We start from the raw sequence: 23870 nt of genomic DNA on the forward strand, positions 1-23870 counted from the left end.
CAGCAACCCCCGTGCACCACCGGGAAACTCAGCCGGGCAGTACCGGAATCGCCCTCTGCCCCGTCAATCCAGGCACCTCACGCCACAACCTGTCGCCCGCGGGATCGTTGTTGTTCAACTGGAAAACTGCTCGGGCATCGGCAACGTACTCGGTGGTGGGCGACGCGTCGACGGACACCACCGGCGCCGTGAGATTGCCCCGGGGCAACGAGTCCATTCGAGAACCGTCGATCGCGACCTGCACAACGGGTACATCGGAGTTGTTGCGTGCGATCACAATGGTGTCGCTGTTGCTCCAGTCGAGTGAGAGCGCTGTGCTGCCCAATCCCGGAGCCACAGCCCGCGGACTGGTCAACGCGAAAACGCCGCTGGGCAGGCGGACCACGGTCGCCAGGTACACCTTGCCGTCGATGATCATCGCCGCTCGAACTCCGTCGCGGGACAGGCGCAGCTCGGTAATGTTCGATCCCAGTGGGATCAAAGCGCCCACGTCCACGTTCATGACCGACGTCCGACCGGTAGTGGGCTCGCGAACCACGCGCACCACGGTGTTGCCGTTCACCGCCGCCCAGATCGTGTTGTTGTCGATTTCCCACGTCGGCCTGGTGATCACCGGGGCGTCGAGGACCGGGGCTGCACCTTCGGTGTATGGACCGAGTGTCAGCGAAAATCGTTTTGCAGGATCAGGATTCGCGGTATCCGCCACTGCGGCGACGGTCTTGCCGTCGCGAGAGAGCGCAACAGACGCAAGATTGCCTGCAGTTCCGGCAAATCCGGGCACGGGTGTGACCGCTTGTTCACCGACACTGACCAGTGAACCGTCGCGTAGGGCGTGCAACCCGACCGTCGCACCGGTCGTCGCCAGCGGATTCGTGGAGGCGACGTCGGCCGTTGTCCAGCCTTCCGGATGCGCTGCGTCCAAAGGCGCCCCGTCCACCAGCAAAACGTAGGGTCCGGCGATGTCGGCGCCGGCCAATGTCCAGATGATCTGGGCGGCAAACAAAGCGCGAGTTTCGGGGTCCATCGACTGACCGATCCGGAAATCGATGCGGATGCCCCCGAGACCGACTCCCACCTGACCGGATCGACCGTCGGCCTTCGTGATGGGCCCGATCACCGCGACGCCTGCGCCCAGTTCGTTGCGGACCGCCGACGCGAGCGCCTGCTTGGGCCCCTCGATCAGCAGGCCGACCAACTGCGATGTCATCTGGTCCTGGGAACCCGATATCCACCGCAGATCCGGAACCATGGTCTGTCCGCTGGGATCCGGGAAGAACAACGACTTCCGTTGGTACGCACCGAGGAACGCCGCGCGCTCCATGATCACACCCGAAGGAAGATCGCTGATCCGCCACTCGCCGTCGACCAGAGTCAGCGTCATCTTGGCTTCGTAACTGCCGTCCTCGGGAACGTAGATTCCCCCGGCTTCGAGACGCCCGACCTTGTTGACTCGAATCGTGTAGATCGCTTCCTGATCGGTCCGCGACTCCGAGAGCGTGTCGACCTTGTCGACGATGATGGCGCTTGCTGCGTCGTCCCATTTTGCGGACATCTCGGGAGTCAGGTACTGCCGTGCCGCGAGGTGCCGGTTCGCGGGTTCGGTGCTCGCTTTCACGAAGTCCCGCACCAACAAATCGGGCTCACGCCCCGAGGCCGGCGGAGCAACGGGAGTCCCCGGCGCCACAGTGGCAAGCGTCCCGATCGCCTGCGGCGACGACGAGGCAGGCAAGCTCGCGCACGCACCGGTCAACAGCAGCGCGCTCAGGCTCAGCGCCAAGAGACCACGGCGGTATCGCTGCATCACGAACGCTCACCCCCTTGCGAGCCGGTTCGTGATTCGGTCTCGTGCGGCGTCGGAATCGACGACGTGACCTCACCGACCTCTTCGGCGACGATGTCCGCGTTGGAGGGTGTGCGCACGAACTTGGCCGTCGTCGGCTTCAGCGGTAGCGGGCTGGACACCAGCTTCTTGCCGCGCACTCGCGGCAACGTCAGACGGAAGCACGCGCCGACACCGGGCTCACCCCAGGCTTCGAGTTTGCCGTCGTGCAGATTGGCGTCCTCGACGCTGATCGCCAAGCCGAGACCTGTGCCGCCGCTACGACGGACCCGCGACGGATCGGATCGCCAGAAGCGGTTGAACACAAGTTTCTCCTCGCCGGGACGCAGTCCGACACCACTGTCGCGAACGATGAAGGCCAGAGCGTCGTCGTCGGCTCGCAAGCGCAGCAGGATGGGTTTTCCTTCTCCGTGATCGATGGCGTTGGCCAGTAGGTTCCGCAGGACCCGTTCGACCCGCCGCGGATCGACGTCGGCGATCACCGGGTCGTCTGGCATGTCGACTATCAATTCGGTGCCGGATTCACGGGCGAGGTGGCGGACGGTGGACACTGCGGCCCGCGCACACATACGGACGTCGAGTTGCTCGGACGCAAGTTCCGCAACACCGGCGTCGTGCCGGGAAATCTCGAGCAGATCGGCCAGCAGACCTTCGAACCGGTCGAGTTCGGCAACAAGCAGTTCCGACGAGCGGCGGAGTATCGGATCGAGGCTCTCGCTGCCGTCGTGGATGAGGTCCGCGGCCATCCGCACTGTGGTGAGCGGGGTGCGCAGTTCGTGGCTGACATCCGATGTGAAGCGTTTCTGCAGATTGCCGAACTCCTCGAGCTGCGTGATCTGCTTCGAGAGACTCTCCGCCATTTCGTTGAAAGACATTGCGAGACGAGCCATGTCGTCCTCACCGCGAACCGGCATACGTTCCTTGAGTCGGCCGTCGGCGAAGCGCACCGCGATCCTCGACGCCGATCGGATCGGCAGCACTACCTGCCGCGCGACGAGCAGAGAAATCGCTGCCAACAGGACCAGTAGGACAGCGCCACCGATCAACAGGGTGCTGCGGACCAGCGACAGGCTGCGATCCTCACTGGCAAGTGGGAACACGAGATACAACTCGAGGCCGGAGATCGACGACGCCGTGGGACTGCCGATGATCAAGGCCGGGCCGGAATACCCTTCGGGATCCGAGACCGTTGCGAACTGGTAGGCGATCTGTCCGTTGTGAACGAACTCACGCAAGTTGTCGGGGATCTGATCAGCCGGCCCGGCAAACACCGGATCTCGGGGCCCGTCCTGCTCGACGATCAGTGCGGGATCGAAGGTGCCCGCAGAACCCGATGCTTGACCGCCCGCCTGATTGCGGCTCGTCAAACTTGACGCCGCACTCTCGAGTTGGTCTTTGAGGGCTGCACTGCCGTCGACGCCGGCCAACTGATCTTCGACGACGCCTCGGGCGCGATCCATCTCCTCCGTGGCGGCGGTGATCTTCGCTTCGAGCAGCCGGTCGGTGATCTGGCTCGTGAGCACAACACCGAGGATCACGATCACAATCAGCGACAACGACAACGTGGAGACGACAACCCGTAATTGCAGTGATCGTCGCCACATGTGGGCGAGGGTGTTACTCAGTGAGTGGCACCACCGGAGAAAAGGCGTCAGCCACCGATTGAGGCGGCGACGCCAACGGGAAACGCCACCGGTCACGGCGGTCCGGCCTTGTAGCCGACACCCCTCACCGTCAAAACCACTTCGGGATTCTCGGGATCGGTTTCGACCTTGGCGCGCAGACGCTGGACGTGGACGTTGACCAGGCGGGTGTCAGCGGCGTGACGGTAACCCCACACCTGTTCGAGGAGCACCTCACGGGTAAACACCTGTCGGGGCTTGCGCGCAAGAGCGACGAGGAGATCGAATTCGAGGGGTGTGAGCGAAATCTGCTCGCCGCCTCGGCTGACCTTGTGCGCCGGCACGTCGATCACGATGTCGGCAATACTCAGCAGCTCCGCCGGTTCTTCCTCGGTCCGGCGCAGGCGAGCGCGAACCCGAGCGACGAGTTCCTTGGGCTTGAACGGCTTCATGATGTAGTCGTCCGCGCCGGACTCGAGGCCGAGGACAACGTCCACGGTGTCGGTCTTCGCGGTCAACATCACGATGGGAACGCCGGAATCCGCACGCAGGACCCGACATACGTCGATGCCGTTCATGCCGGGCAGCATCAGATCGAGCAAGACAAGGTCGGGCCGAGTCTCGCGCACCGCAGCAAGTGCAAGAGTTCCGTCGCCTACCACGTAGGGATCAAAACCCTCACCCCGCAGCACGATCGTGAGCATCTCGGCGAGTGCCGTGTCGTCGTCGACAACCAGAATCCTTGGTTTCATATCCCTATCGTTGCATCTTCGAGTCGTAATTAAGACCGTTACGTGACTGTGCGGCGTGCCGCGTGTTCCCTCTACTGTGCCGGAAACTTCCGAATCGGGTGGCTATCGTGACGCATCACCCGAAATCGACCAGTTTGCGGGCAAGGTCCGACGGGTCCGTATCGGGACCAATGACCCACCACGGTGATACCCACTCGGCTGCCGCGAGCTGTGAGTACAGCTCGCCAGTTCGGACCTGGAGGTCTCCGTCGCGCTCGTAGGCGTCACGCTCGCGCGTCGAATCTTCCACCTCACGACTGCGCGCACGCTCGTTTGCCAGTGCGATCGGCACGTCGAGGTACATCTGCAAATCAGGCGCCGGGAGGCCGAGGCGACCCAGTTCCAGATCACCAACCCACGCCACCATCTCGCCGTCGACGCCCTGATGCATCCGCGCCGCGTTGTACGCCGCATTGGACGCGACGTACCGATCGAGCAGAACAATGTCGTTGGTACTCAACAACTCTGCGACCTTCTCTGCCGCTCCCGCGCGGTCGAGCGCAAACAGCACCGCCATCGCGTTCACGGACTGCGCCAGGTCTCCGTGCGCTCCCTTGAGGGCTTCGGCCGCAAGATCGGCATGGATCGATTGTCCGTAGCGGGGGAAATCGAGCGTGGCGACGGTGGTCCCCGAGCGCCGAAGCTCGTCCACCACTTTGCCGATCAACGTCCGTTTGCCGGCTCCGTCGAGCCCTTCCAACGCCACGAGTATTCCCACGGCTGACAAGCCTATCCCGCAGCCTGACAAGCCGATCCCCCGGTCCGTCGAGTCAGACCGGGGGACGGCGTTGTTACTTCAGGCCGGCACTGTTACTTCAGACCGGCACTGCTACATCAGTAGCGGTAGTGCTCGGGCTTGTACGGGCCCTCGACGTCGACGCCGATGTACTCTGCCTGCTCCTTGGTGAGCTTGGTCAGTGTGCCACCGAGGGCCTCGACGTGAATCTTGGCGACCTTCTCGTCGAGATGCTTCGGGAGACGGTAAACCTCGTTGTCGTACTCCTCCGGCTTGGTCCACAGTTCGATCTGCGCGATGACCTGGTTGGAGAAGCTGTTGCTCATCACGAACGACGGGTGGCCCGTCGCGTTGCCGAGGTTGAGCAGACGACCTTCGGACAGCACGATGATCGAATGACCGTCGGCGAAGGTGAACTCGTCGACCTGCGGCTTGATGTTGATCCGCGTGACATCACCGGACTTCTCGAGTCCGGCCATGTCGATCTCGTTGTCGAAGTGACCGATGTTGCCCAGGATGGCCTGGTGCTTCATGGCCTTCATGTGCTCGAACGTGATGATGTCCTTGTTGCCGGTGGACGTGATCACGATGTCGGCCCAGCCGATGGCCTGCTCGACGGTCTTGACCTCGAAGCCGTCCATCAATGCCTGGAGTGCGTTGATCGGGTCGACCTCGGTGACCGCGACGCGAGCGCCCTGGCCACGAAGCGCCTCGGCGCAGCCCTTGCCGACGTCGCCGTAACCGCAGACGAGTGCAGCCTTGCCGCCGATCAGGACGTCGGTGCCGCGGTTGATGCCGTCGAGCAGCGAGTGGCGTGTGCCGTACTTGTTGTCGAACTTGCTCTTGGTGACCGAGTCGTTGACATTGATCGCGGGGAACGTGAGTTCACCGGCAGCAGCGACCTGGTACAGGCGCAGAACGCCCGTTGTGGTCTCTTCGGTGACGCCCTGGACGGATTCGGCGATTGCCGACCACTTGCCCTTGTCGGCCTCGAGGGACTGACGCAGGAGAGCCAGGAAGACCTTGTACTCGTCGGAATCCTGATCGTCGTCCGTCGGCGGAACAACGCCGGCCTTCTCGAACTGCGCGCCCTTGAGGACGAGCATGGTGGCGTCGCCACCATCGTCGAGAATCATGTTGGCAGGCTCACCCGGCCACGTCAGCATCTGCTCGGCTGCCCACCAGTACTCCTCGAGGGTTTCGCCCTTCCACGCGAACACCGGAACGCCCTTGGGCTCTTCCGGGGTGCCGTGGGGACCGACGACGATAGCGGCGGCAGCATGATCCTGGGTGGAGAAGATGTTGCACGAAGCCCAACGAACCTCGGCGCCGAGCGCGGTCAGCGTCTCGATCAGAACTGCAGTCTGAATGGTCATGTGGAGCGAACCGGAAACGCGAGCGCCCTTGAGTGGCAAGACCTCTGCGTATTCACGGCGCAGCGCCATGAGGCCCGGCATCTCGTGCTCGGCCAGTCGGATTTCCTTGCGACCGAATTCGGCGAGCGAAAGATCTGCAACTTTGAAGTCGACACCGTTACGGTTGTCGGCCACGGGCGTTGTTGAAACTGAGGTCGTCATCGTCCCTCTCCTGGTTGACGTGCATACTCCACTCAAGGCTATCCGCTCGACCCACGCAGTAGGACATCACCGTGATTGCGGCGAACCTCACACCGTGCCGCGCGCACCTCGGGCAACATCGATGAACGGTCCGAGCAAGGCACCCAGATCCTCCGCCACCGACGCCCCGGACTCGGGCGGCATCGATATATAACTCAGGCCAAGCCTCGCAATTGCCCTGGCCAGGATGCCCGCATCAGCGGCCGACGCCTGAATCCACCCACGCTGAAAACTCTCCGACAACCGAATTGATGCCCGATCGATGATCACGGCGCTGTCCGTCGTGATCAAACGCAACAAATCGGGCTTCGCCTCCCCCGTCAGGAGCGAACGCACCAACGGGTCCATCGCGCTGGAGGCAAAGAACGCCCCGAACCCTGACATCAGGGCGTCGACGCTCCGACCCTCGTTTGCTGCAACGGCGTCGTCCACAGCGTCGACAAACCCGTCCGCGAGCCGCAGCGCGTACGCCTGCGCCAAGCCCTGCCGCGAACCGAACTCGTTGTAGAGCGTCTGCCGACTGACACCCGCATGCTTGGCCAGAACGGTCAGACTCACCTCGGACCAGTCCCGCTCGGTCAGCAACTCCCGCATCGAATCGAGCACCGCACCGCGCAGCAGCAGACGGGACGCCTCTTTCTGAGGCAAGCGGGTGGGCGTCGACATCATGATGACGACATTACCGCCGCTCCCGCCGACCCATTCAGGCCCGCTCGATCTCCACCATGAAGAAATCACTCTTCGCCGCGCCGCAGTCCGGGCAGCTCCAGTCGTCCGGAATGTCATCCCAGCGAGTACCTGGTTCGATACCGTCGTCTGGCCAGCCTTGCGCCTCGTCGTACTCGAATCCGCACTGCGCGCACTGATACAGCTTGTAGTCGTTCATCATTCACTCTCCTGCCCTTGCCGATACAGCTTCGAAGTCCACCTTTTCCCGGACACCACAGTCTGGGCAGCACCAGTCGTCGTGGACTGCATCCCATGGCGTGCCTGCCGGAAACCCTTCTCGCGGTGCGCCGTTCACTTCGTCGTAGACGTAGTCACACACGGGGCATTTGTAGGCACTCATGCACTCGCTCCGTACCGCGCGAGGATCTTCTCCCGCTTGCCCGGCTGGATATTGACCCGGGTAATATCGCCGCCATAGTGAGCAACGACCTTGGGGTCCATCACTTTTCGCCACAGCGGCGGCACGTAGGCCAGCATGATCATGCTGGCGTAACCACTCGGAAGATCGGGTGCGCCGTCCATGCTCCGGAGCGTTTGATAGCGACGGGTGGGGTTGGCGTGATGATCACTGTGCCGCTGCAGGTGGTACAGGAAAATGTTGGTGCAGATGTGGTCACTGTTCCAGCTGTGCTCCGGCGCGGCGCGCTCGTACCGGCCGCTGGCCAACTTCGTCCGCTTCAGTCCGTAGTGCTCGAGGTAGTTGACCGTCTCGAGCAGGCAGAATCCGAAGACGGCCTGCAATGCGAGGAACGGCAGAATCGACAGCCCGAACACGGCGGCGAGTACAGCGAACAGCACTACCGACATCAACCACGAATGCAGGACGTCGTTGCGAATTGTCCACGGCTTCTTTCCTAATCGATCGAGACGCGCCTTTTCGAGTTCCCACGACGATCGCAGGGATCCCCATACGCTGCGCGGCAGGAAAGCCCAGAAGCTCTCACCGAATCGCGACGACGCGGGATCTTCCGGAGTTGCCACCCGGACGTGATGACCACGGTTGTGCTCGATATAGAAGTGACCGTAGAAGGACTGCGCCAGAGTGATCTTGGACAACCACCGCTCGAGATCGTCCTTCTTGTGGCCGAGTTCGTGTGCCGTGTTGATTCCGATGCCCGCAACACACCCGACGGTGATCGCCACACCGATCTTCGACACCAATCCGAGCCCGCCGTCGATACCGAGCCACGAGAGGTCGGTAGCCGACCACAAGTAGCAAGCCATGACGAGGCTGACCAGCTGGAACGGAATGTAGACGTACGTGCAGTAGCGGTAGTACTTGTCGTTCTCGAGCCTCTCCATGACCTCGTCGGGCGGGTTCTCACCGTCCGGCCCGAAGAAGATATCGAGGACCGGCAACACCAGGTACACGAGTAGCGGCCCGATCCACCACCAGATCGGCGACACGACGCCCAAACCAATGTTGTTGAACAGGGCCACCATTCCCACCGCGATGAAAATCGCGACCGGAGGAACCAAGCCGAGCAGCCAGAGATGCCGCTTCTTGTCTCGCCACTCCCCCGATATCTGATCGGATTCTGCGCTCACGTGTGTCGACACTGCGTGCCTCCTCCATCCGGAACGACTCACGGCTGTGAGTCACTTCACTATGAGGTAGACAATACTGCCAACATTGTAAAAAAACTATACAAATCCTTAAATTTGTACACTCAGTCGATTTCGCCGCGCTCGCGCTTTCCGATCAACGAATGCCGACGGCTGTACGCAAAGTAGATGACCACGCCGAGCGCCATCCAGACGACGAACCTGATCCAGGTCTCCACCGACAGATTGAACATGAGCCACACGCAGGCCAACACCGCCAGAATCGGCACCCAAGGCACGAGAGGAACCCTGAATCCGCGGGGTAGATCCGGACGCGTGCGGCGCAACACCACCACTCCGATCGAGACGAGAACAAAAGCGAACAGCGTTCCGATGTTCACCATTTCCTCGAGCGTGCCGATCGGGAAGAATCCGGCCAATACGGCAACCACCACCCCGACGAGCACGGTGATCCGAACCGGAGTTCCGTGCTTACCCGTCGGCGCCAACCGCCGCGGCATCAAACCGTCGCGCGCCATCGCAAAAAGCACACGAGTCTGCCCCAGCATCAACACCATCACCACGGTTGTGAGTCCGGCGAGGGCACCGAACGAGATCACATTCTTTGCCCACGTGATGTCGTGGAACGCGAATGCCGTTGCCAGATTGGATGTGTCACCCTCGAGCACTGTGTAGTTCACCATTCCCGTGAGCACCAGCGTCACCGCCACGTACAGCACGGTGACGATGAGGAGTGAGCCGAGAATTCCCCGCGGCAGCGCCTTCTGCGGTTCCTTCGTTTCCTCCGCGGTGGTGGCAACGACGTCGAATCCGATGAACGCAAAGAACACCAGGCTCGCCGCTGCAAGGAGTCCGTACCATCCGAACGTGCTGCCGCCTGCGCCCGTGACGTAGGAGAACAACGACTGATGTATGCCCTCCCCGGTGCTGCCGGGCTGCGAGGGCGGAATGTACGGCGTGTAGTTGTCGGTGTCGATGTAGAACATGCCGACGATGATCACGAGCAGCACCACGGCGACCTTGATCGACGTGATCACCAGCGACACTCGCGACGACAGTTTGGTTCCGGTCACCAGCAACACCGTGATGACCGCGATGATCAGCACCGCGCCCCAGTCGAACGAGACCGGACCCAACTCGACGATCGGACTTCGTGAACCCATCACCTCACCGAGGTACAGGGACCATCCCTTTGCGACGACGGACGACGCCAACGCAAATTCGAGGATGAGGTCCCAGCCGATGATCCAGGCGACAAACTCGCCGAACGTCGCGTACGAGAAGGTGTATGCGCTACCGGCGACGGGAACCGTCGACGCGAATTCGGCGTAACAGAGTGCCGCCAGGCCGCAGGCAACAGCGGCGATGACAAACGCCAGCGACACCGACGGCCCGGCGACATTGCCTGCCGTCCGAGCCGTGAGTGTGAAGATTCCTGCACCGATGACCACCGCAACACCGAATACGGTGAGATCCCAGGAGTTCAGATCTTTTCGGAGTTTGGTCTCGGGTTCGTCGGTGTCCTTGATGGACTGCTCTATCGACTTGGTTCGGAACAATTTGGAACGACCGGATCCGGCCTCGTCCTTGATCGCCACTGCCGCCTCCTTAGAGATGGCATCAGCCTAAGCCTGTGCGAGAGGCTTTGTTCAGGGTTTGCGAGTGACCAGTTTGTCCAGATCCGGTTCGATGTAGATCACGCGTGCCGCCGGAACAGCAGCACGCACGCGCGCTTCGGCCTCGTCGATTGCGGTCGCGACATCCGAGATGGTCGAACCGAGCGGAACGGCAACCTTCGCCGCAACAAGAATCTCCTCGGGACCGAGGTACTGGGTCTTGCAGTGGATGACTCGTTCGATGCGGGTTCCGTCGACCAACGCGGCCAGGATGAGATCGGTTTCGACGCTGGTCGCGCCTTCCCCGATCAACAGGGATTGCATTTCGACGATCAGGACGATCGCGATGATGCCGAGGAGCACGCCGATGCACAGGGTGCCGATGCCGTCGAAAACCGGATTGCCGGTCACCATCGTCAGGCCGACGCCGCCCAGTGCCAGCACCAGTCCGATCAGTGCGCCGGTGTCCTCGAGGAGGACAACCGGCAGTTCAGGACTGCGCGACGTACGGATGAACGACCACCACGACGCGTTTCCCTTCAGCGGACGAGATTCCTTCATCGCGGTGTAAAAACTGAACCCTTCCAGGCACATGGCGATGACCAGGATGACAACGGCTACAAACGCCGAGTTGAGTTCCTCCGGATGCTGGATCTTGTGAATGCCCTCGTAGATCGCGAACAGTGAACCCAAAGTGAAGAGCACCAGCGCAACCACGAACGAGTAGAAGTACCGATTGCGCCCGTATCCGAACGGGTGCAGTTGGTCGGCTTCCTTCTCGGCCTTCTTCTGCCCGAGCAGCAGCAGTCCCTGATTGGACGTGTCGGCAACGGAGTGCACCGACTCGGCAAGCATCGACGACGACCCGGTGATCAGGAATCCCGCGAATTTGGCTACGGCAATTCCGGCATTAGCCCCCAATGCGGCCAGGATTGCTTTCTTTCCACCTTCTGCCGACACGGTTATCGGCCAACCGTGGCGCTGAAAACCTGTGCCTTTGTGCTTCGGGGAGAGATTGTCGCGATGGGTTCGTCAGCGGAAATCCAGGCTGCGCGGCCACGATCGAGTTCCAGTTCGCCAGTCCCACAGCGCACCGTGACCGAACCCTCGGTGCAGATCAGGATGCGCGGATCCCCAGCCGGAACGACGCTGTCCGTCAGGTCTGCACCCAATTCGATACGCGTGAGCCGAAATTCCGGAGCGGGCGTCGGATAGACGATGTCCGCGCTGCCCGCGTGCGGCGACGGGTCGAGAATCGTGATGTCGGATCCGTTGAAGTCGAGGACCCGAAGCAACTCGGGCACATCGACGTATTTGGGGGTAAGCCCGCCGCGTAGAACATTGTCGGAGTTCGCCATGATCTCGACAGCCAGTCCGTGCAGATAGGCATGCAGGTTTCCGGCGGCCAGGAAGATTCCCTGACCTGGTTCGAGGGTGACCCGGTTCAACAGCAACGCAGCCAGCACGCCGGCGTCACCCGGATACGATTCGCCGAGTTCGAGCGCGGTGCGGATCTCCGCGGCAAATTCCGCGTCTCGCGACGACGCGTAACCGATGCATCCCGCGAGGACGGCCGGCAACAATGTTCCGAGCGCGGTGGACGGCAAGGTTATCCACGTTGTGAACAACGCCCGCAGGCCGTCCGAATCCGGTTGTCCTTCAAGGAGACCGATGTACGGCTCCAGTTCGGGCACCGCCAGTGCGCGCAGCATCTTGACAGTCCTCGTCGGTTCGCGGAATCCCGCGAGCGCTTCGAACGTGCTCAGGGCGACGACCAGTTCCGGCTTGTGGCTGCCGTCCTTGTAATTGCGGACGGGTGCGTCCATCGGAACACCGAGGGCGTTTTCCCGGCGGAAGCCCTCTTCTGCCTGGCGGGCGCTCGGATGCGCTTGCAATGACAGCGGTTCCTCTGCTGCCAACAGCTTGAGCAGGAACGGCAAGCGTTCACCGAAGGCCTCGATGTTCTGCTCACCCAGTTGCCGCGCCGGGTCCCGGCCGAGCACGTCGAGTAACGACTCACTGCCATCGTCGGTGACGACGCGCGCAGGATCGCCCGGATGCGCGCCCAGCCACAATTCCGCCTCAGGATGTGCGGACGGCACGGGAAGCCCACGAAGTTCGGCAATAGCCGTACGTGACCCCCAGGCGTAGGACCGCAGAGCGCCCTCGAGTTCGTGCACTAGCGCGGCCCACCCGTCAACTGCACGTATGCGGACGCCATGTCCACTCTCGATGCCAAGACAAACACCTGTTCCACTTCCGATACCCCCGTATTGGCGCTGTCCTCGTCTGCTGCGATCACCAGATCCGCATCGGCCAGCGCATCCATGCGTCGCACAACCTCGCCGCGTCCCGCTTCCATGGCAAAAACGAATGCCCGAACCGGGTCGATCGGCAACGGGCCGTCGAGCTCCGGATCGTGGAAGAAGGGATCGTGAAAAACCGAATCGGGGGCCCTTGACGGCGGAGCGAAGAGGGCCCGTGCCGCTGCGATCACATCCGACAGTTCACCGGAGGCCGCGGAGCATCCCGATGCCAGAAGCGACGCGCTTGCATAGTCGGCAAGCGCAGTGGCGACCGCGCCGCTGCCGCACACGACCAGTCGGCGATCGCGCATTCTGGTAGCCAAGGATTTGGCTGGATTGTGAAACACCTCGTTGGACAACCCGTCGCTGATGGCTTCGGCGTCGACGGCGTCCGCGATCCGATCGAGGGACGACGGTCCGGCTTCACCCTTGTCGCGGTTCTCGATCGCGGCAACCACGGCAACGAAGACCGCGAGAAAGCGAATCATCGTGTGGCGCGGAGCAGTGAACACACGCGGCGGCAGGGTCATAGTGCGCCCGGCAGCCGCTGCCCTCATCGGTCCCTCTTCGGGAACCGCGACAACAACTTCTGCGCCGCGGCGCACCGCCCCGTCGACGGACTCCACCAGGCGCGGATCCCCCGCGTCGTCTCCCGCAACCACCACGACGTCGAGGGGGCCGACCCACGACGGCGTCCGGTCGAGCAGCACCAGCGGGCACGGCACAGCATTGCCGAGCAGGGCAACGGCGATCCGGGCGGCGTGTCCGGCACCGGCCGATCCCGCGATCAACACGATGCTTCGTGGGCGCAGCCCGGCCAACCGATCGAGCGAGCCTTCCGCGACCGCCGAAGCCGTCGAACGAATCTGTGCGCCCCCCATGGCTACCGAACGCAGTAACCCCTCGGAATCGGCAGCTGACAATGCGTCACTGTCGTCGAGGTCGAGGAGCGGTGTCGGCGCTGTCATCTCACCGCACCCCCTTCTCCGTAACAACTTCTCTCGCAACCAACATCGACCGCAGCACCGCGTGCGCGGATAGTCCCCCAACTATCCCAGGCGGCCGACGCGCCGACAAACCAATCGGGCAGAAAAATGAACTCAGCCTCGAACGATCGCCAGAATCTCGCCGACCAACGCGTCGACGTCGGCCTGCGTCGGAGCTTCGACGTTGAGTCGGAGCAACGGTTCGGTGTTGGATGCCCGCAGGTTGAACCACGCATTACCGGACAAGTTGACCGTGACACCGTCGAGGCGGTCGACGGATTCTGTGCGGTCCGCGAAGGCGGCGAGGACCGCAGCCGTTCGATCGGCCGCATCGGCAACGGTCGAGTTGATCTCGCCGGAAGCGCTGTACCGGGTGTACTCGGCCATCAGTTCAGACAGCGGCCGGTCCTGCTCACCGAGTGCGGCCAGCACGTGCAGAGCAGCCAGCATGCCGGAATCGGCACCCCAGAAATCGCGGAAGTAGTAGTGAGCGGAATGCTCGCCGCCGAAGACTGCGCCCGTTTCGGCCATCTGCTGCTTGATGAACGAATGGCCGACACGGGTGCGGATCGGAACGCCACCCAATTCGGTGACCAGTTCCGGCACGGCGTGCGAGGTGATGAGGTTGTAGATGATCGACGCGCCGGGCTCTTTTGCCAACTCGCGCTGGGCAACCAGTGCCGTCACGGCGGACGGGGACACCGGGTCACCCTTTTCGTCGACCACGAAGCAACGGTCCGCGTCACCGTCGAAGGCAAGACCGACATCTGCGCCCGTCTCACGGACGTACGCCTGCAGATCGACCAGGTTGGTCGGATCGAGCGGGTTCGCTTCGTGATTGGGGAACGAGCCGTCCAATTCGAAGTACAGCGGCAGCACGTCGAGCGGCATCGGGCCGAAGACGGCGGGCGCTGTGTGTCCGCCCATCCCGTTACCCGCGTCGACGGCAACCTTCATCGCGCGCATCTCGGACAGGTCGACCAGCCCACGCAAGTAGCTTGCGTACTCGTCGAGCACATCGCGGCTGCTGACCGCGCCGGCCGGACCGTCGAACTCGGGAACTCCAGAGACGACCTCACCGGAGATGACAGCAAGACCGGTGTCCTGACCGACTGGCTTCGCACCCGCCCGGCACAACTTGATGCCGTTGTACTTCGCGGGGTTGTGGCTTGCCGTGAACATCGCACCGGGGCAGTTCAACAACCCGGAAGCAAAATAGAGCTCGTCGGTGGACGCCAGTCCGATGTGTACTACGTCGAGTCCCTGCGCGACGACACCCTCGGCGAACGCGGCCGACAGCGCGGGTGAGGACTCACGCATGTCGTGCCCGATCACCACGGTCGATGCAGCGCCCTCCTCGTCCCGAACCAAGCGGGCAAACGACGCACCGACATCGCGGACAAAATCTTCGTCGATCTGCTCACCGACCACGCCACGGACGTCGTACGCCTTGATGATTGCAGCAACCGACTCGGCTGTTCGCCCCACTGAATTCATTCTCCTTGTGTGCGCATCCCGTCGGATCTTTCGACCGGGACACTGGAAGTTCGCAAGACGCTGGAAGTTCTGAGCAAGCCTAATGCTTCACGCGTGACTACGGGATGTCAGGCAAAAGCGGCCGGAAGTTCAGGCCGACGGATCCGGCAGAACACGCAGGTGACCGCGACGACCGGTGCGGACCGCGGGAGGCGCGACGGAACGGGCGTCGTCGCCTGCGGACACGCCGGTGTCCTCACGTCCCTTGGCACGGTCGCCGAAACCTGCCTCACGGACAGCTTCGGCAAGAGCGGTCAAATCGTCTTCGTCCGGAGTGCTGGTCGAGAATCCACCCTCGTACCGGACCATTTCCCAGCCCTTCGGGACCGTGATACGCGACGCATGGTTGTCACACAGATCCCACGAGTGCGGTTCAGCGACGGTCGCGAGAGGACCGACTACCGCAGTGGAGTCCGAGTAGACATACGTCAACGTCGCGACGGCGGGGTTCTTGCACCCGGGGCGGCAGCAGCGACGCAGAGATCTCACAGGTACGGAGCCTAGCCCTCCCCGCGGCGGGAACCTACTCGGACACACCGACGGAGCGTCACTGTCGTAATCTCGACGCCATGTCACGCTCCCCCCGCAGACGGTCGATCACCACCCGTTCGATCGAACGGCACGGCCGCGGCCTGCGCGGACCTTTGTTGCCGCCGGAAGTTCCGGCACGGCGAACCCGAGCGGAGAAATTCGATCTCCTCGTGATGGAGGCGTTTGCTCCGGTGGACCTGGCATGGCACGACCGGCTGAAGAAACTCGACATCGCCGTCGACGAGGTTCCGAAGATTTTTGCCCGTGATCCGGATTCGGTGAACTGGCCACCGGAAGTTGTCGCGGACGGACCTGTCCCACTCTCACGTTTGATTCCCGCGGGCATCGATCGGCACGGCAAGACGACACGTGCGCGAATTGTGTTGTTCCGTCGACCGTTGGAGCAGCGTGCCAAGAATCCGGACGAACTCACGGATCTGGTTCACGACGTGCTGGTGCATCAAGTCAGTACGTTCCTCGGCGTCGATCCATCAGTGATCGATCCGACGTTCCCTGAAGAAGACTAGGCACCTGAAAAAGACTAGGCACCCGAAGAGGACTAAGTACTCTGCAGGCTAGGGCCGAAAGCCCATGTCCCTTAGGCAAATACCTCTGAAAGTCTGTGCACGACCTGCAATTCCCCGTTGCAGGTCAAGACTTTTCGCAGACCGTCCCGTCAGCCCCGACGCTGACCGAACCGATTCAGCAGCAGATCAGATGATCCCCCGCTTGAGACGTCGACGCTCGCGCTCCGACAACCCTCCCCAGATTCCGAACCGTTCGTCGTTGGCGAGTGCATAATCGAGGCACTCGTCACGAACCTCACAGCCGAGGCAAATTCGCTTGGCTTCCCGAGTAGATCCACCCTTTTCGGGGAAGAACGCCTCAGGATCGGTCTGCGCACAGAGTGCGCGTTCCTGCCATTGATCCTCGATGGTGTCGAACAGTTCCTCGAAGCCGGTCACCAGACTCAGCACAGGCCGAGCAGTCACCGCCTCGATTTCACTGCAGGCACCTTCTGCTGCGCCTGCTTGGGAATCGGTCTGCGGTTCGTAGCTCACTGTCATTGCCAGAGCACTGATCTCGACATTTTCATTGGGCATCGTTCCGCCTCCTCACCTGTAATAGCGCAGAATTTCACTCCGTATTTCAACCCATTTCAACCCCACCCCGTTGACCACTCGAAACTACGTTCGAATGTGGTCCCGCTGCAGGCAAACTCGCCGACATCGGTGGAATGACACATTTGAGATTACACACGTCCAGCGTGTCGCGGTCAAGCTAATGAACAGGAATCCATTAGTATTCCGGCCCGAGTTTTGCCTCTGACACACCGCCCAGCGGACACGGCAAGCCGAGCACCGCCTAGTCTTTGTCAAGTGAACGTGACTGTATTGGTTGGCGGCGTCGGCGGAGCTCGTTTCCTCCAAGGAGTGCAACACGCACTCGGCATCTCCGGTGGTGAAACGCTCGAGAAATATCAAGGCCCACACCGGATCACAGCCGTGGTCAACGTCGGCGACGACGTCTGGATGCACGGGCTGCGTATCTGCCCCGACCTCGATACCTGCATGTACACCCTCGGCGGCGGCATCGACACCGAGCGCGGATGGGGCCACAAGGGCGAGAGTTGGAACGCAAAAGAAGAGCTCGCCGCGTACGGCGCAAAGCCGGACTGGTTCGGGCTCGGCGACCGCGATATCGCCACCCATCTGATCCGCAGCCAGATGCTCAGAACGGGCTATCCGCTCTCCGCAGTTACCGAAGCGTTGTGCAATCGTTGGAATCCCGGCGTTGACCTCATCCCCGTCAGTGACGACCGCAGCGAAACGCACGTCGTGATCACCGACCCGGAGGACGGCGAGCAGAAAGCGATCCATTTCCAGGAGTGGTGGGTACGTCACCGCGCACACGTCCCGACCCACAGCTTTGCTCACGTCGGTGCCGAACAGGCGAAGCCGGCCCCGGGAGTGCTCGAGGCGATCGAGAACGCGGACGTCGTCCTGATCGCTCCGTCCAACCCGGTTGTCAGTGTCGGCGCGATTCTGGCGGTGCCAGGCATTCGTGGTGCACTCCGCACCACCGCAGCCAAAGTGATCGGACTCTCCCCCGTGATCGGCGGAAAACCGTTGCGCGGAATGGCCGATGAGTGCCTCGACGTCATCGGCGTCGAGACGACATCCGAAGCAATCGGTCGCCATTACGGCGCCCGGTCGATCAACGGCATCCTCGACGGCTGGCTGATCGACGAAGGTGACACCGCCGACGTCGACGGTGTGGATGTGCGCGCCGTCCCACTGATCATGTCCTCGCCCGCGGCCACCGCCGAGATGGTGGCCACCGCATTCGATATCGCCGGAGTGTCGCTGTGACAACAAACACGACCGATCAGGCTCCCGGCGATCACTCGCCCGGCGCAGCCATCGAAGTGATTCCCGTTCACGGTCTTCCGGAGTTCCGTCCGGGGGATGATTTGGCTGCTGCCCTCATCGAGGCAACACCGTGGATCCGCGACGGCGACGTCCTTGTCGTGACGAGCAAAGTGTTCTCGAAGGTCGAAGGCCGCGTCGTCTCGTCCCCGACCGACCCCGACGAGCGCGATGCCGCGCGGCGTGTACTCGTCGATCAGGAAGCCGTACGCGTCGTAGCGCGTAAGGGCCGAACCCTCATCACGGAGAACAAGCTCGGAATCGTTCAGGCCGCATCCGGCATCGACGGCTCCAACGTCGACGGCGGCGAGTTGGCTTTGCTTCCCGTCGATCCCGACGCGAGTGCCGCCGCGCTGCGCGCTCGGTTCCTCGATGCCGCCGGTAAGTCCGTCGCCGTCGTGGTGACGGACACCATGGGCCGCGCGTGGCGCAACGGGCAGACCGACGCCGCGATCGGCGCCGCCGGAATCCCGGTGTTGCACGGTTACCTCGGAGCGCAGGACAGCCAGGGTAACGATCTGATCGTGACCGAGATCGCCGTTGCCGACGAAATCGCGGCTGCCGGCGATCTGGTCAAGGGCAAGCTCGGCGGAGTGCCGGTTGCCGTCGTACGCGGCTTGCGATTCCAGGACAACGGTTCCACAGCGCAGGATCTCATCCGTCGCGGTGCCGACGATCTGTTCTGGCTCGGCACGGCCGAAGCCACGGCGATGGGCCGCGGCCAGTCGTTGCTTCTGCGCCGTTCGATTCGCGCGTTCAGCGAGGAACCTGTTGACGCCGACGCGATTCGGTTGTCCATCGCCGAGGCGTTGACCGCGCCGGCGCCGCACCACACCCGACCCGTTCGCTTTGTCTGGTTGCGCACCAACACTATTCGCAAGCAACTGTTGGAAGCACTACGCGAGAAGTGGCTCACCGATCTGCGCGCCGACGGACGCACCGAGGAATCCGCGCAGGCCCGCGTCGCGCGTGGCAACATCCTGTTCGACGCCCCTGAAGTTGTCATCCCGTTCTGCGTCCCCGACGGCGCGCACAGCTACCCGGACGAGCGCCGCAGCGCTGCGGAGTCCACGATGTTCACCGTGGCGGCGGGAGCGGCGGTGCAGGGCTTGCTGGTTGCGCTCGCGACCCGTGAGATCGGGAGCTGCTGGATCGGTTCGACGATCTTTGCCGCCGACACGGTGCGCGAACATCTGGGCGTGCCCGCCGATTGGCAACCGCTCGGCGCCGTCGCTGTCGGTCACCCCCTCGAACCGCTCACTCCCCGTACGGCTCCCGCAGCCGGCGACGCATTGGTGGAGATGTAGGTGAGCGCAGAGACTCTGCACAGGTCCGCCAAAGGTGTTCTGGAACAATGGCCTACGCCGTCAGCGCACGACGAGTCCCTCCGTCACACCATGTTGGCTTTTCTCGACTCCGCACCAGACGGATGCCTTCGCCGTCATGCGCCGGGGCACATCACCGCGTCGTCGCTCGTTGTCGACGAAAGCCTGAATCACGTCCTGCTCACTCTGCATCCGCGTGTCGGGAAGTGGATTCAGCTCGGCGGACACTGCGAACCGACTGATGACACTGTGATCGATTCCGCCTTGCGCGAAGCTCGCGAGGAATCGGGAATTCACGATCTGCGCATCGACCCCGCACTTCTTTCCGCACACACGCACCCCATCACGTGTTCACTCGGCGTCCCGACCCGGCACCTCGACCTGAGGTTTCTTGTTGTGGCACCGGACAACTCACCGATCGTGCGCAGCGAGGAGTCGACGGACCTGCAGTGGTGGCCCGTCGATTCCCTCCCAGCCAATGCCGAACACGAGAGCGTCGACCACATGGTCTCGCTGGCGAGACTGCGCCTTCAGGCCTGAACCTTCAGGCTTGAAAAGCGGGCACCAACTCGGGCCGCTTGGCGCTGACTCCGTCACCCGAGGAGACGCCCTTGACGCGCCGAGCCAGCCACGGCACCAGGAACTCTCGAGTCCATTGACGGTCTTCGCGCCTGGCCTCGATCTTCGACTGCGCCGGCACGGGACCGAGATCCGGCGCGGTGAGGGTGTGGCCCACACCGATGGCGTCGAGCACGTGAGCGGCCATGTTCTGATGCCCGGCAGGTGACATGTGCAGGCGGTCGAAGTCCCACATCCGCAGATCCTGATATTCGGCGAACCGCCAGAAGTCGACGATGGTCGCGCCGTGTCGATCGGCGACTTCGCGCACCAATTCGTTGTAAATGGCCATCCGGCCACGGAGTTTGCCGAAGAACGCCGACCATCCGGTGTCGTAGGCGGTGAACATCACTACGCGAGCACCGGATTCGGTGAGCGCGGCAATCGCGGTGTCGTAGCGAGCGACTACGGCATCGAGGTCCAGCTTGGGGCGCATCATGTCGTTGCCGCCGGCGTAGATCGTCACGAGGTCCGGCTTCAGCGCCAGCGCGGGCCCCAGCTGCTCGTCGACGATCGGACCGAGTAGTCGACCACGAATCGCCAGATTGGCGTATCGGAAATCCGGGTTGCCGATTGCCAACTGCTCCGCGACGCGTTCGGACCAACCTCGTAGTCCGTTGGGGAATCTGTCGTCTGTGTCGCCGACGCCCTCGGTGAACGAATCACCGAGGGCGACGTAGCGGCTCGGAAATGAAGTCATCCGGCCATTATTCCAGTTGCGAAGCTCAACAATCACACATCTGTGCTGAAACGCACGCCGCCGTCGGGCAGCGTCACACCGGGCCACACCCGAGCGCCGCGGAGCAATTCGCAGCGAGCGCCGATATCGGCACCGTCACCGATCACCGCGTCGCGGACGAGCGCGCGGGGTCCCACCCGAACACCGAATCCGAGGATCGATCGCTCGACAACTGCCCCGGCTTCCACCACGGCGCCGTCGAACAGGATTGCGCCGTCGAGGCGGGCGCCTGCGCCCACTTCTGCGCCGCGTCCGACAACCGTGCCGCCGATCAACACAGCTCCGGGAGCCACACCGGCACCGGGATGCACCAGGGACTCGCCGCGCGGGCCCTCGAGTGCGGGTGACGGCGCGATACCGCGAACCAGGTCGGCTGAACCGCGCACGAAGTCCTCCGGAGTGCCCATGTCACGCCAGTACGACGTGTCGACGTGACCGAAGACGCGCTTGCCCTCGGCCAGCAGGTTCGGGAACACCTCGCGCTCGACCGACACCGGGCGACCCTCGGGGATCTGCTCGATGATCTCGCGCTTGAAGACGTAGCAGCCGGCGTTGATCTGATCGGTCGGCGGATCCTGGGTCTTCTCCAGGAACGCGGACACCCGACCGTCTTCGTCGGTGGGCACGCAACCGAAGGCACGCGGATCACCGACTCGGACGAGATGCAGCGTGACGTCCGCATCCGTTTTCGTATGTGTGTCGAGGATCGCGTTCAGATCGGTGCCGCCGAGTACGTCACCGTTGAACACCATGATGTTGTCGCCGCGAAGTTTCGGAAGAACGTTGCGGATACCACCGCCGGTGCCGAGCGGTTCGTTCTCGAACACGTAGTCGATCTCGAGGCCCATCTTCGATCCGTCACCGAAGTAGTCCTCGAACACCTCTGCCTTGAACGACGTACCGAGCACGACGTGCTTGATGCCCGCAGCTTCGATCCGCGCGAGCAAGTGCGTCAGGAACGGCAGACCGGCCGTCGGCAACATCGGCTTGGGAGCCGACAAGGTCAGCGGACGCAGGCGAGTGCCCTTGCCGCCTACCAGGATTACCGCGTCGGTCGGAGTAGGTTCGGTCATCGTTGTTGTCCCCTGGGATTCGAAACTGAAGTGTCATCGGTCGGGTGATCTGTGCGAGCGCGCACTGCGGATGCGACGGCAATCTTGGAACGAAGCGCCAGGCCGCCGCGCAGTGCCAGACGCAGCGGGGCCTGCCACCAATGTGGATGGCGATCGGCTTGGAAACGGTAGGCACTGCGGTGGTGTGCCGGCAGCATCAACTCCGGATGACGCCCTGCCGCATGCCCTTTCGCGTGAGTTACCTCCGCAGAGGGCACAAACACGTTGAGCCAACCCGCTTTTCCGAGGCGATCACCGAAATCGACGTCCTCCATGTACATGAAGTAACGGGAGTCGAACCCGGAGATGGCGTCGAAGGCATCGCGGCGAACGAGCAGGCACGAACCGGACAACCAGCCGACCGCGCGCTCGGTGAGCGCCTCGTTCTCCTGGCGGTAGCGAGTCGTCCACGGATTCTTCGGCCACACCGTGCCCAGAATTGCGTGTCCCGCACCGGAAGTGATGTCGGGAACGGATCGCGCCGACGGATACACGCTGCCGTCGGGTTCGAGGACCTTGGGCCCCAGCGCACCGGCCCTTGGCCACCGATTTGCCGCAGCCACCAATTTGTCGAGTGAACCGGGGCTCCATTGGACGTCCGGATTGGAAATCACGATGAATTCGACAGCCGGATCGATCTCCGCGACAGCCCGATTTATCGCGCCTCCGTACCCGATATTTCCACCGGTACGGAGCAGACGAACGTGTTCGTACTTGCTGTCGGCGGCCTCGGGAGTTCCGTCGGTCGACCCATTGTCGGCCATGATGACCTGGGGTTTTTCTGTCGTCGCCTCGGCGAGTGTGCTCAAAAAGTTCTCGAGATGCTCGCCGGGCGAGTACGTCACCGTTACCACGGCCAGCTTGGGACTCACGCCGGTCAGCCTAGCCGCCCGGAGCGCTCCATCTGAACTTTGCTCACGCGATTGCGTCGTGAAGCGCCTCACGCCACGGGCGCAACGGGCTCAGGCCCGCGGCCGCCCACGCGTCACCGGACAACACCGAGTACGCGGGGCGCGGCGCCGGGCGGACAAATGCGGCGCTGGTGCACGGGCGAACCCGATTCGGATCGGCACCGATCTCCTCGAACACCGCGCGCGCCAGATCGAACCAACTGGCCTGCCCGTCGTTGGTCGCGTGCAGTGTCGAAGTGCCCGTGAACGGACGTGACGCCAGTTCCAACAGACCGGCCGCCAGATCGACGCTGTACGTGGGCGAACCGATCTGATCGTCGACGACGTCGATAAAGTCCCGTTCACCTTCGAGGCGGCGCATCGTGCCGACAAAATCACCGGTCTCACCCGAGTAGACCCAGGCGGTGCGAACGATCACGGAATCAGCGCCGGACTTGCGCACGGCTTCCTCGCCCGCAAGCTTCGTGCGGCCGTAGACCGTCGACGGCCCTGTCGGCGCATCGACCTCGTACGGGCTGTGAGCGTCACCAGGAAAGACGTAGTCGGTGGAGACGTGGATCAATCGGGCACCCGCCCGCGCGCAGGCCGATGCCAGGTTGCTCGGCCCGGTCTCGTTCACTGCCGTGGCCGCCGCCTCATCCGACTCCGCTGCATCCACTGCCGTGTACGCGGCGCAGTTGATCACCACCGTCTCGGGTGAGAGAACATCGGACGTCAGCGCTTTGTCGACCGCACCACGATCGGTGATGTCCAACTGTGCTGAACCCAGAGCGACAACGCTTCGACCCGCCGAGAGCGCAAGCGATTCGATACGACTTCCAAGCTGGCCGCGCGCCCCTGTGAGCAGGATATTAGTCATAC

At 62.9% G+C, this 23870-nt stretch carries 24 protein-coding genes; 4 read left to right on the forward strand and 20 right to left on the reverse strand.

All coding sequences use genetic code 11. From position 1 onward, the window contains the following. Positions 1-28 precede the first annotated feature (28 nt). From lpqB to EEB13_RS02645, 15 genes are all read right to left on the reverse strand, one after another. Positions 29-1801: an MtrAB system accessory lipoprotein LpqB gene (gene lpqB, locus EEB13_RS02575; protein ID WP_141485521.1), complete on the reverse strand. Its 1773-nt coding sequence runs from the start codon at positions 1799-1801 to the stop codon at positions 29-31. Beyond that, positions 1801-3444: an MtrAB system histidine kinase MtrB gene (gene mtrB, locus EEB13_RS02580; protein ID WP_233365392.1), complete on the reverse strand. Its 1644-nt coding sequence runs from the start codon at positions 3442-3444 to the stop codon at positions 1801-1803. The genes lpqB and mtrB overlap by 1 nt, the downstream gene beginning before the upstream one ends. Before the next feature lie 92 nt (positions 3445-3536). After that, positions 3537-4214 carry an MtrAB system response regulator MtrA gene (mtrA, locus tag EEB13_RS02585; RefSeq protein ID WP_033231194.1) on the reverse strand — a complete coding sequence of 226 codons (678 nt, stop codon included), beginning with the start codon at positions 4212-4214 and terminating at the stop codon, positions 3537-3539. 115 nt (positions 4215-4329) lie between these two features. Beyond that, positions 4330-4971: a dTMP kinase gene (locus EEB13_RS02590; protein ID WP_033231195.1), complete on the reverse strand. Its 642-nt coding sequence runs from the start codon at positions 4969-4971 to the stop codon at positions 4330-4332. Between the two features lie 116 nt (positions 4972-5087). Beyond that, entirely contained in the window at positions 5088-6566 is a 1479-nt protein-coding gene (gene ahcY / locus EEB13_RS02595) for an adenosylhomocysteinase (RefSeq protein WP_033231196.1), read from the reverse strand. A gap of 87 nt (positions 6567-6653) precedes the next feature. Next, complete coding sequence (locus EEB13_RS02600; protein WP_045070579.1) at positions 6654-7274, reverse strand: TetR/AcrR family transcriptional regulator; 621 nt, start codon at positions 7272-7274, stop codon at positions 6654-6656. A gap of 34 nt (positions 7275-7308) precedes the next feature. After that, positions 7309-7491, reverse strand: coding sequence for a rubredoxin (locus EEB13_RS02605; protein WP_033231503.1), 183 nt, complete (start codon positions 7489-7491; stop codon positions 7309-7311). Positions 7492-7494: 3 nt separating this feature from the next. Continuing rightward, a complete protein-coding gene (locus tag EEB13_RS02610) occupies positions 7495-7674 on the reverse strand; it encodes a rubredoxin (RefSeq protein WP_084703039.1) in 180 nt (59 codons plus the stop codon). After that, entirely contained in the window at positions 7671-8894 is a 1224-nt protein-coding gene (locus EEB13_RS02615) for an alkane 1-monooxygenase (protein WP_141484517.1), read from the reverse strand. The genes EEB13_RS02610 and EEB13_RS02615 overlap by 4 nt, the downstream gene beginning before the upstream one ends. A 110-nt stretch (positions 8895-9004) precedes the next feature. Next, the gene (locus EEB13_RS02620) at positions 9005-10498 is read right to left on the reverse strand and encodes an amino acid permease (protein ID WP_045070584.1); all 1494 of its coding nucleotides are present in this window, start codon (positions 10496-10498) and stop codon (positions 9005-9007) included. Positions 10499-10549: 51 nt separating this feature from the next. Next, a complete protein-coding gene (locus EEB13_RS02625) occupies positions 10550-11476 on the reverse strand; it encodes a cation diffusion facilitator family transporter (RefSeq protein ID WP_033231200.1) in 927 nt (308 codons plus the stop codon). 2 nt (positions 11477-11478) lie between these two features. Continuing rightward, positions 11479-12696, reverse strand: coding sequence for a mannose-6-phosphate isomerase, class I (gene manA / locus EEB13_RS02630; RefSeq protein WP_033231201.1), 1218 nt, complete (start codon positions 12694-12696; stop codon positions 11479-11481). Further along, positions 12696-13790 (reverse strand): tobH protein, encoded by a 1095-nt coding sequence (locus EEB13_RS02635; protein ID WP_141484518.1) that lies wholly within the window; start codon positions 13788-13790, stop codon positions 12696-12698. Before EEB13_RS02635 ends, manA begins: the two co-directional genes overlap by 1 nt. Positions 13791-13922: 132 nt before the next feature. Beyond that, positions 13923-15296 (reverse strand): phosphomannomutase/phosphoglucomutase, encoded by a 1374-nt coding sequence (locus EEB13_RS02640; RefSeq protein WP_141484519.1) that lies wholly within the window; start codon positions 15294-15296, stop codon positions 13923-13925. A gap of 138 nt (positions 15297-15434) precedes the next feature. After that, on the reverse strand, positions 15435-15833 hold the full coding sequence (locus EEB13_RS02645; protein WP_033231204.1) for a DUF3499 domain-containing protein: 399 nt from the start codon (positions 15831-15833) through the stop codon (positions 15435-15437). 80 nt (positions 15834-15913) lie between these two features. Here EEB13_RS02645 and EEB13_RS02650 point away from each other — a divergent pair, with 80 nt between their 5' ends. Then, a complete protein-coding gene (locus EEB13_RS02650; protein WP_033231205.1) occupies positions 15914-16402 on the forward strand; it encodes a metallopeptidase family protein in 489 nt (162 codons plus the stop codon). Positions 16403-16588: 186 nt separating this feature from the next. Here the strand turns inward: EEB13_RS02650 and EEB13_RS02655 are convergent, their stop codons facing one another. Next, on the reverse strand, positions 16589-16852 hold the full coding sequence (locus EEB13_RS02655) for a WhiB family transcriptional regulator (RefSeq protein ID WP_165826358.1): 264 nt from the start codon (positions 16850-16852) through the stop codon (positions 16589-16591). 402 nt (positions 16853-17254) lie between these two features. Here EEB13_RS02655 and cofD point away from each other — a divergent pair, with 402 nt between their 5' ends. The 3 genes from cofD to EEB13_RS02670 are packed head-to-tail and all read left to right on the forward strand — an operon-like array spanning position 17255 to position 20169. Beyond that, on the forward strand, positions 17255-18247 hold the full coding sequence (gene cofD, locus EEB13_RS02660) for a 2-phospho-L-lactate transferase (RefSeq protein WP_033231206.1): 993 nt from the start codon (positions 17255-17257) through the stop codon (positions 18245-18247). Next, entirely contained in the window at positions 18244-19611 is a 1368-nt protein-coding gene (locus EEB13_RS02665; protein ID WP_141484520.1) for a coenzyme F420-0:L-glutamate ligase, read from the forward strand. Before cofD ends, EEB13_RS02665 begins: the two co-directional genes overlap by 4 nt. Next, complete coding sequence (locus EEB13_RS02670; protein WP_141484521.1) at positions 19612-20169, forward strand: NUDIX hydrolase; 558 nt, start codon at positions 19612-19614, stop codon at positions 20167-20169. A 4-nt stretch (positions 20170-20173) separates the two neighbouring features. Here the strand turns inward: EEB13_RS02670 and EEB13_RS02675 are convergent, their stop codons facing one another. The 4 genes from EEB13_RS02675 to rfbD are packed head-to-tail and all read right to left on the reverse strand — an operon-like array spanning position 20174 to position 23868. Continuing rightward, on the reverse strand, positions 20174-20947 hold the full coding sequence (locus EEB13_RS02675; RefSeq protein WP_092801198.1) for an SGNH/GDSL hydrolase family protein: 774 nt from the start codon (positions 20945-20947) through the stop codon (positions 20174-20176). 32 nt (positions 20948-20979) lie between these two features. Continuing rightward, a complete protein-coding gene (locus EEB13_RS02680) occupies positions 20980-22059 on the reverse strand; it encodes a sugar phosphate nucleotidyltransferase (protein ID WP_033231210.1) in 1080 nt (359 codons plus the stop codon). After that, the gene (locus EEB13_RS02685) at positions 22056-22970 is read right to left on the reverse strand and encodes a glycosyltransferase family 2 protein (protein WP_033231211.1); all 915 of its coding nucleotides are present in this window, start codon (positions 22968-22970) and stop codon (positions 22056-22058) included. Before EEB13_RS02685 ends, EEB13_RS02680 begins: the two co-directional genes overlap by 4 nt. A 43-nt stretch (positions 22971-23013) precedes the next feature. Then, positions 23014-23868, reverse strand: coding sequence for a dTDP-4-dehydrorhamnose reductase (rfbD, locus tag EEB13_RS02690; RefSeq protein ID WP_141484522.1), 855 nt, complete (start codon positions 23866-23868; stop codon positions 23014-23016). Between the last annotated feature and the right edge of the window lie 2 nt (positions 23869-23870).

It is taken from the genome of Rhodococcus sp. WS3 (genome assembly GCF_003797085.1).
GTDB lineage: Bacteria > Actinomycetota > Actinomycetes > Mycobacteriales > Mycobacteriaceae > Rhodococcus_F > Rhodococcus_F globerula.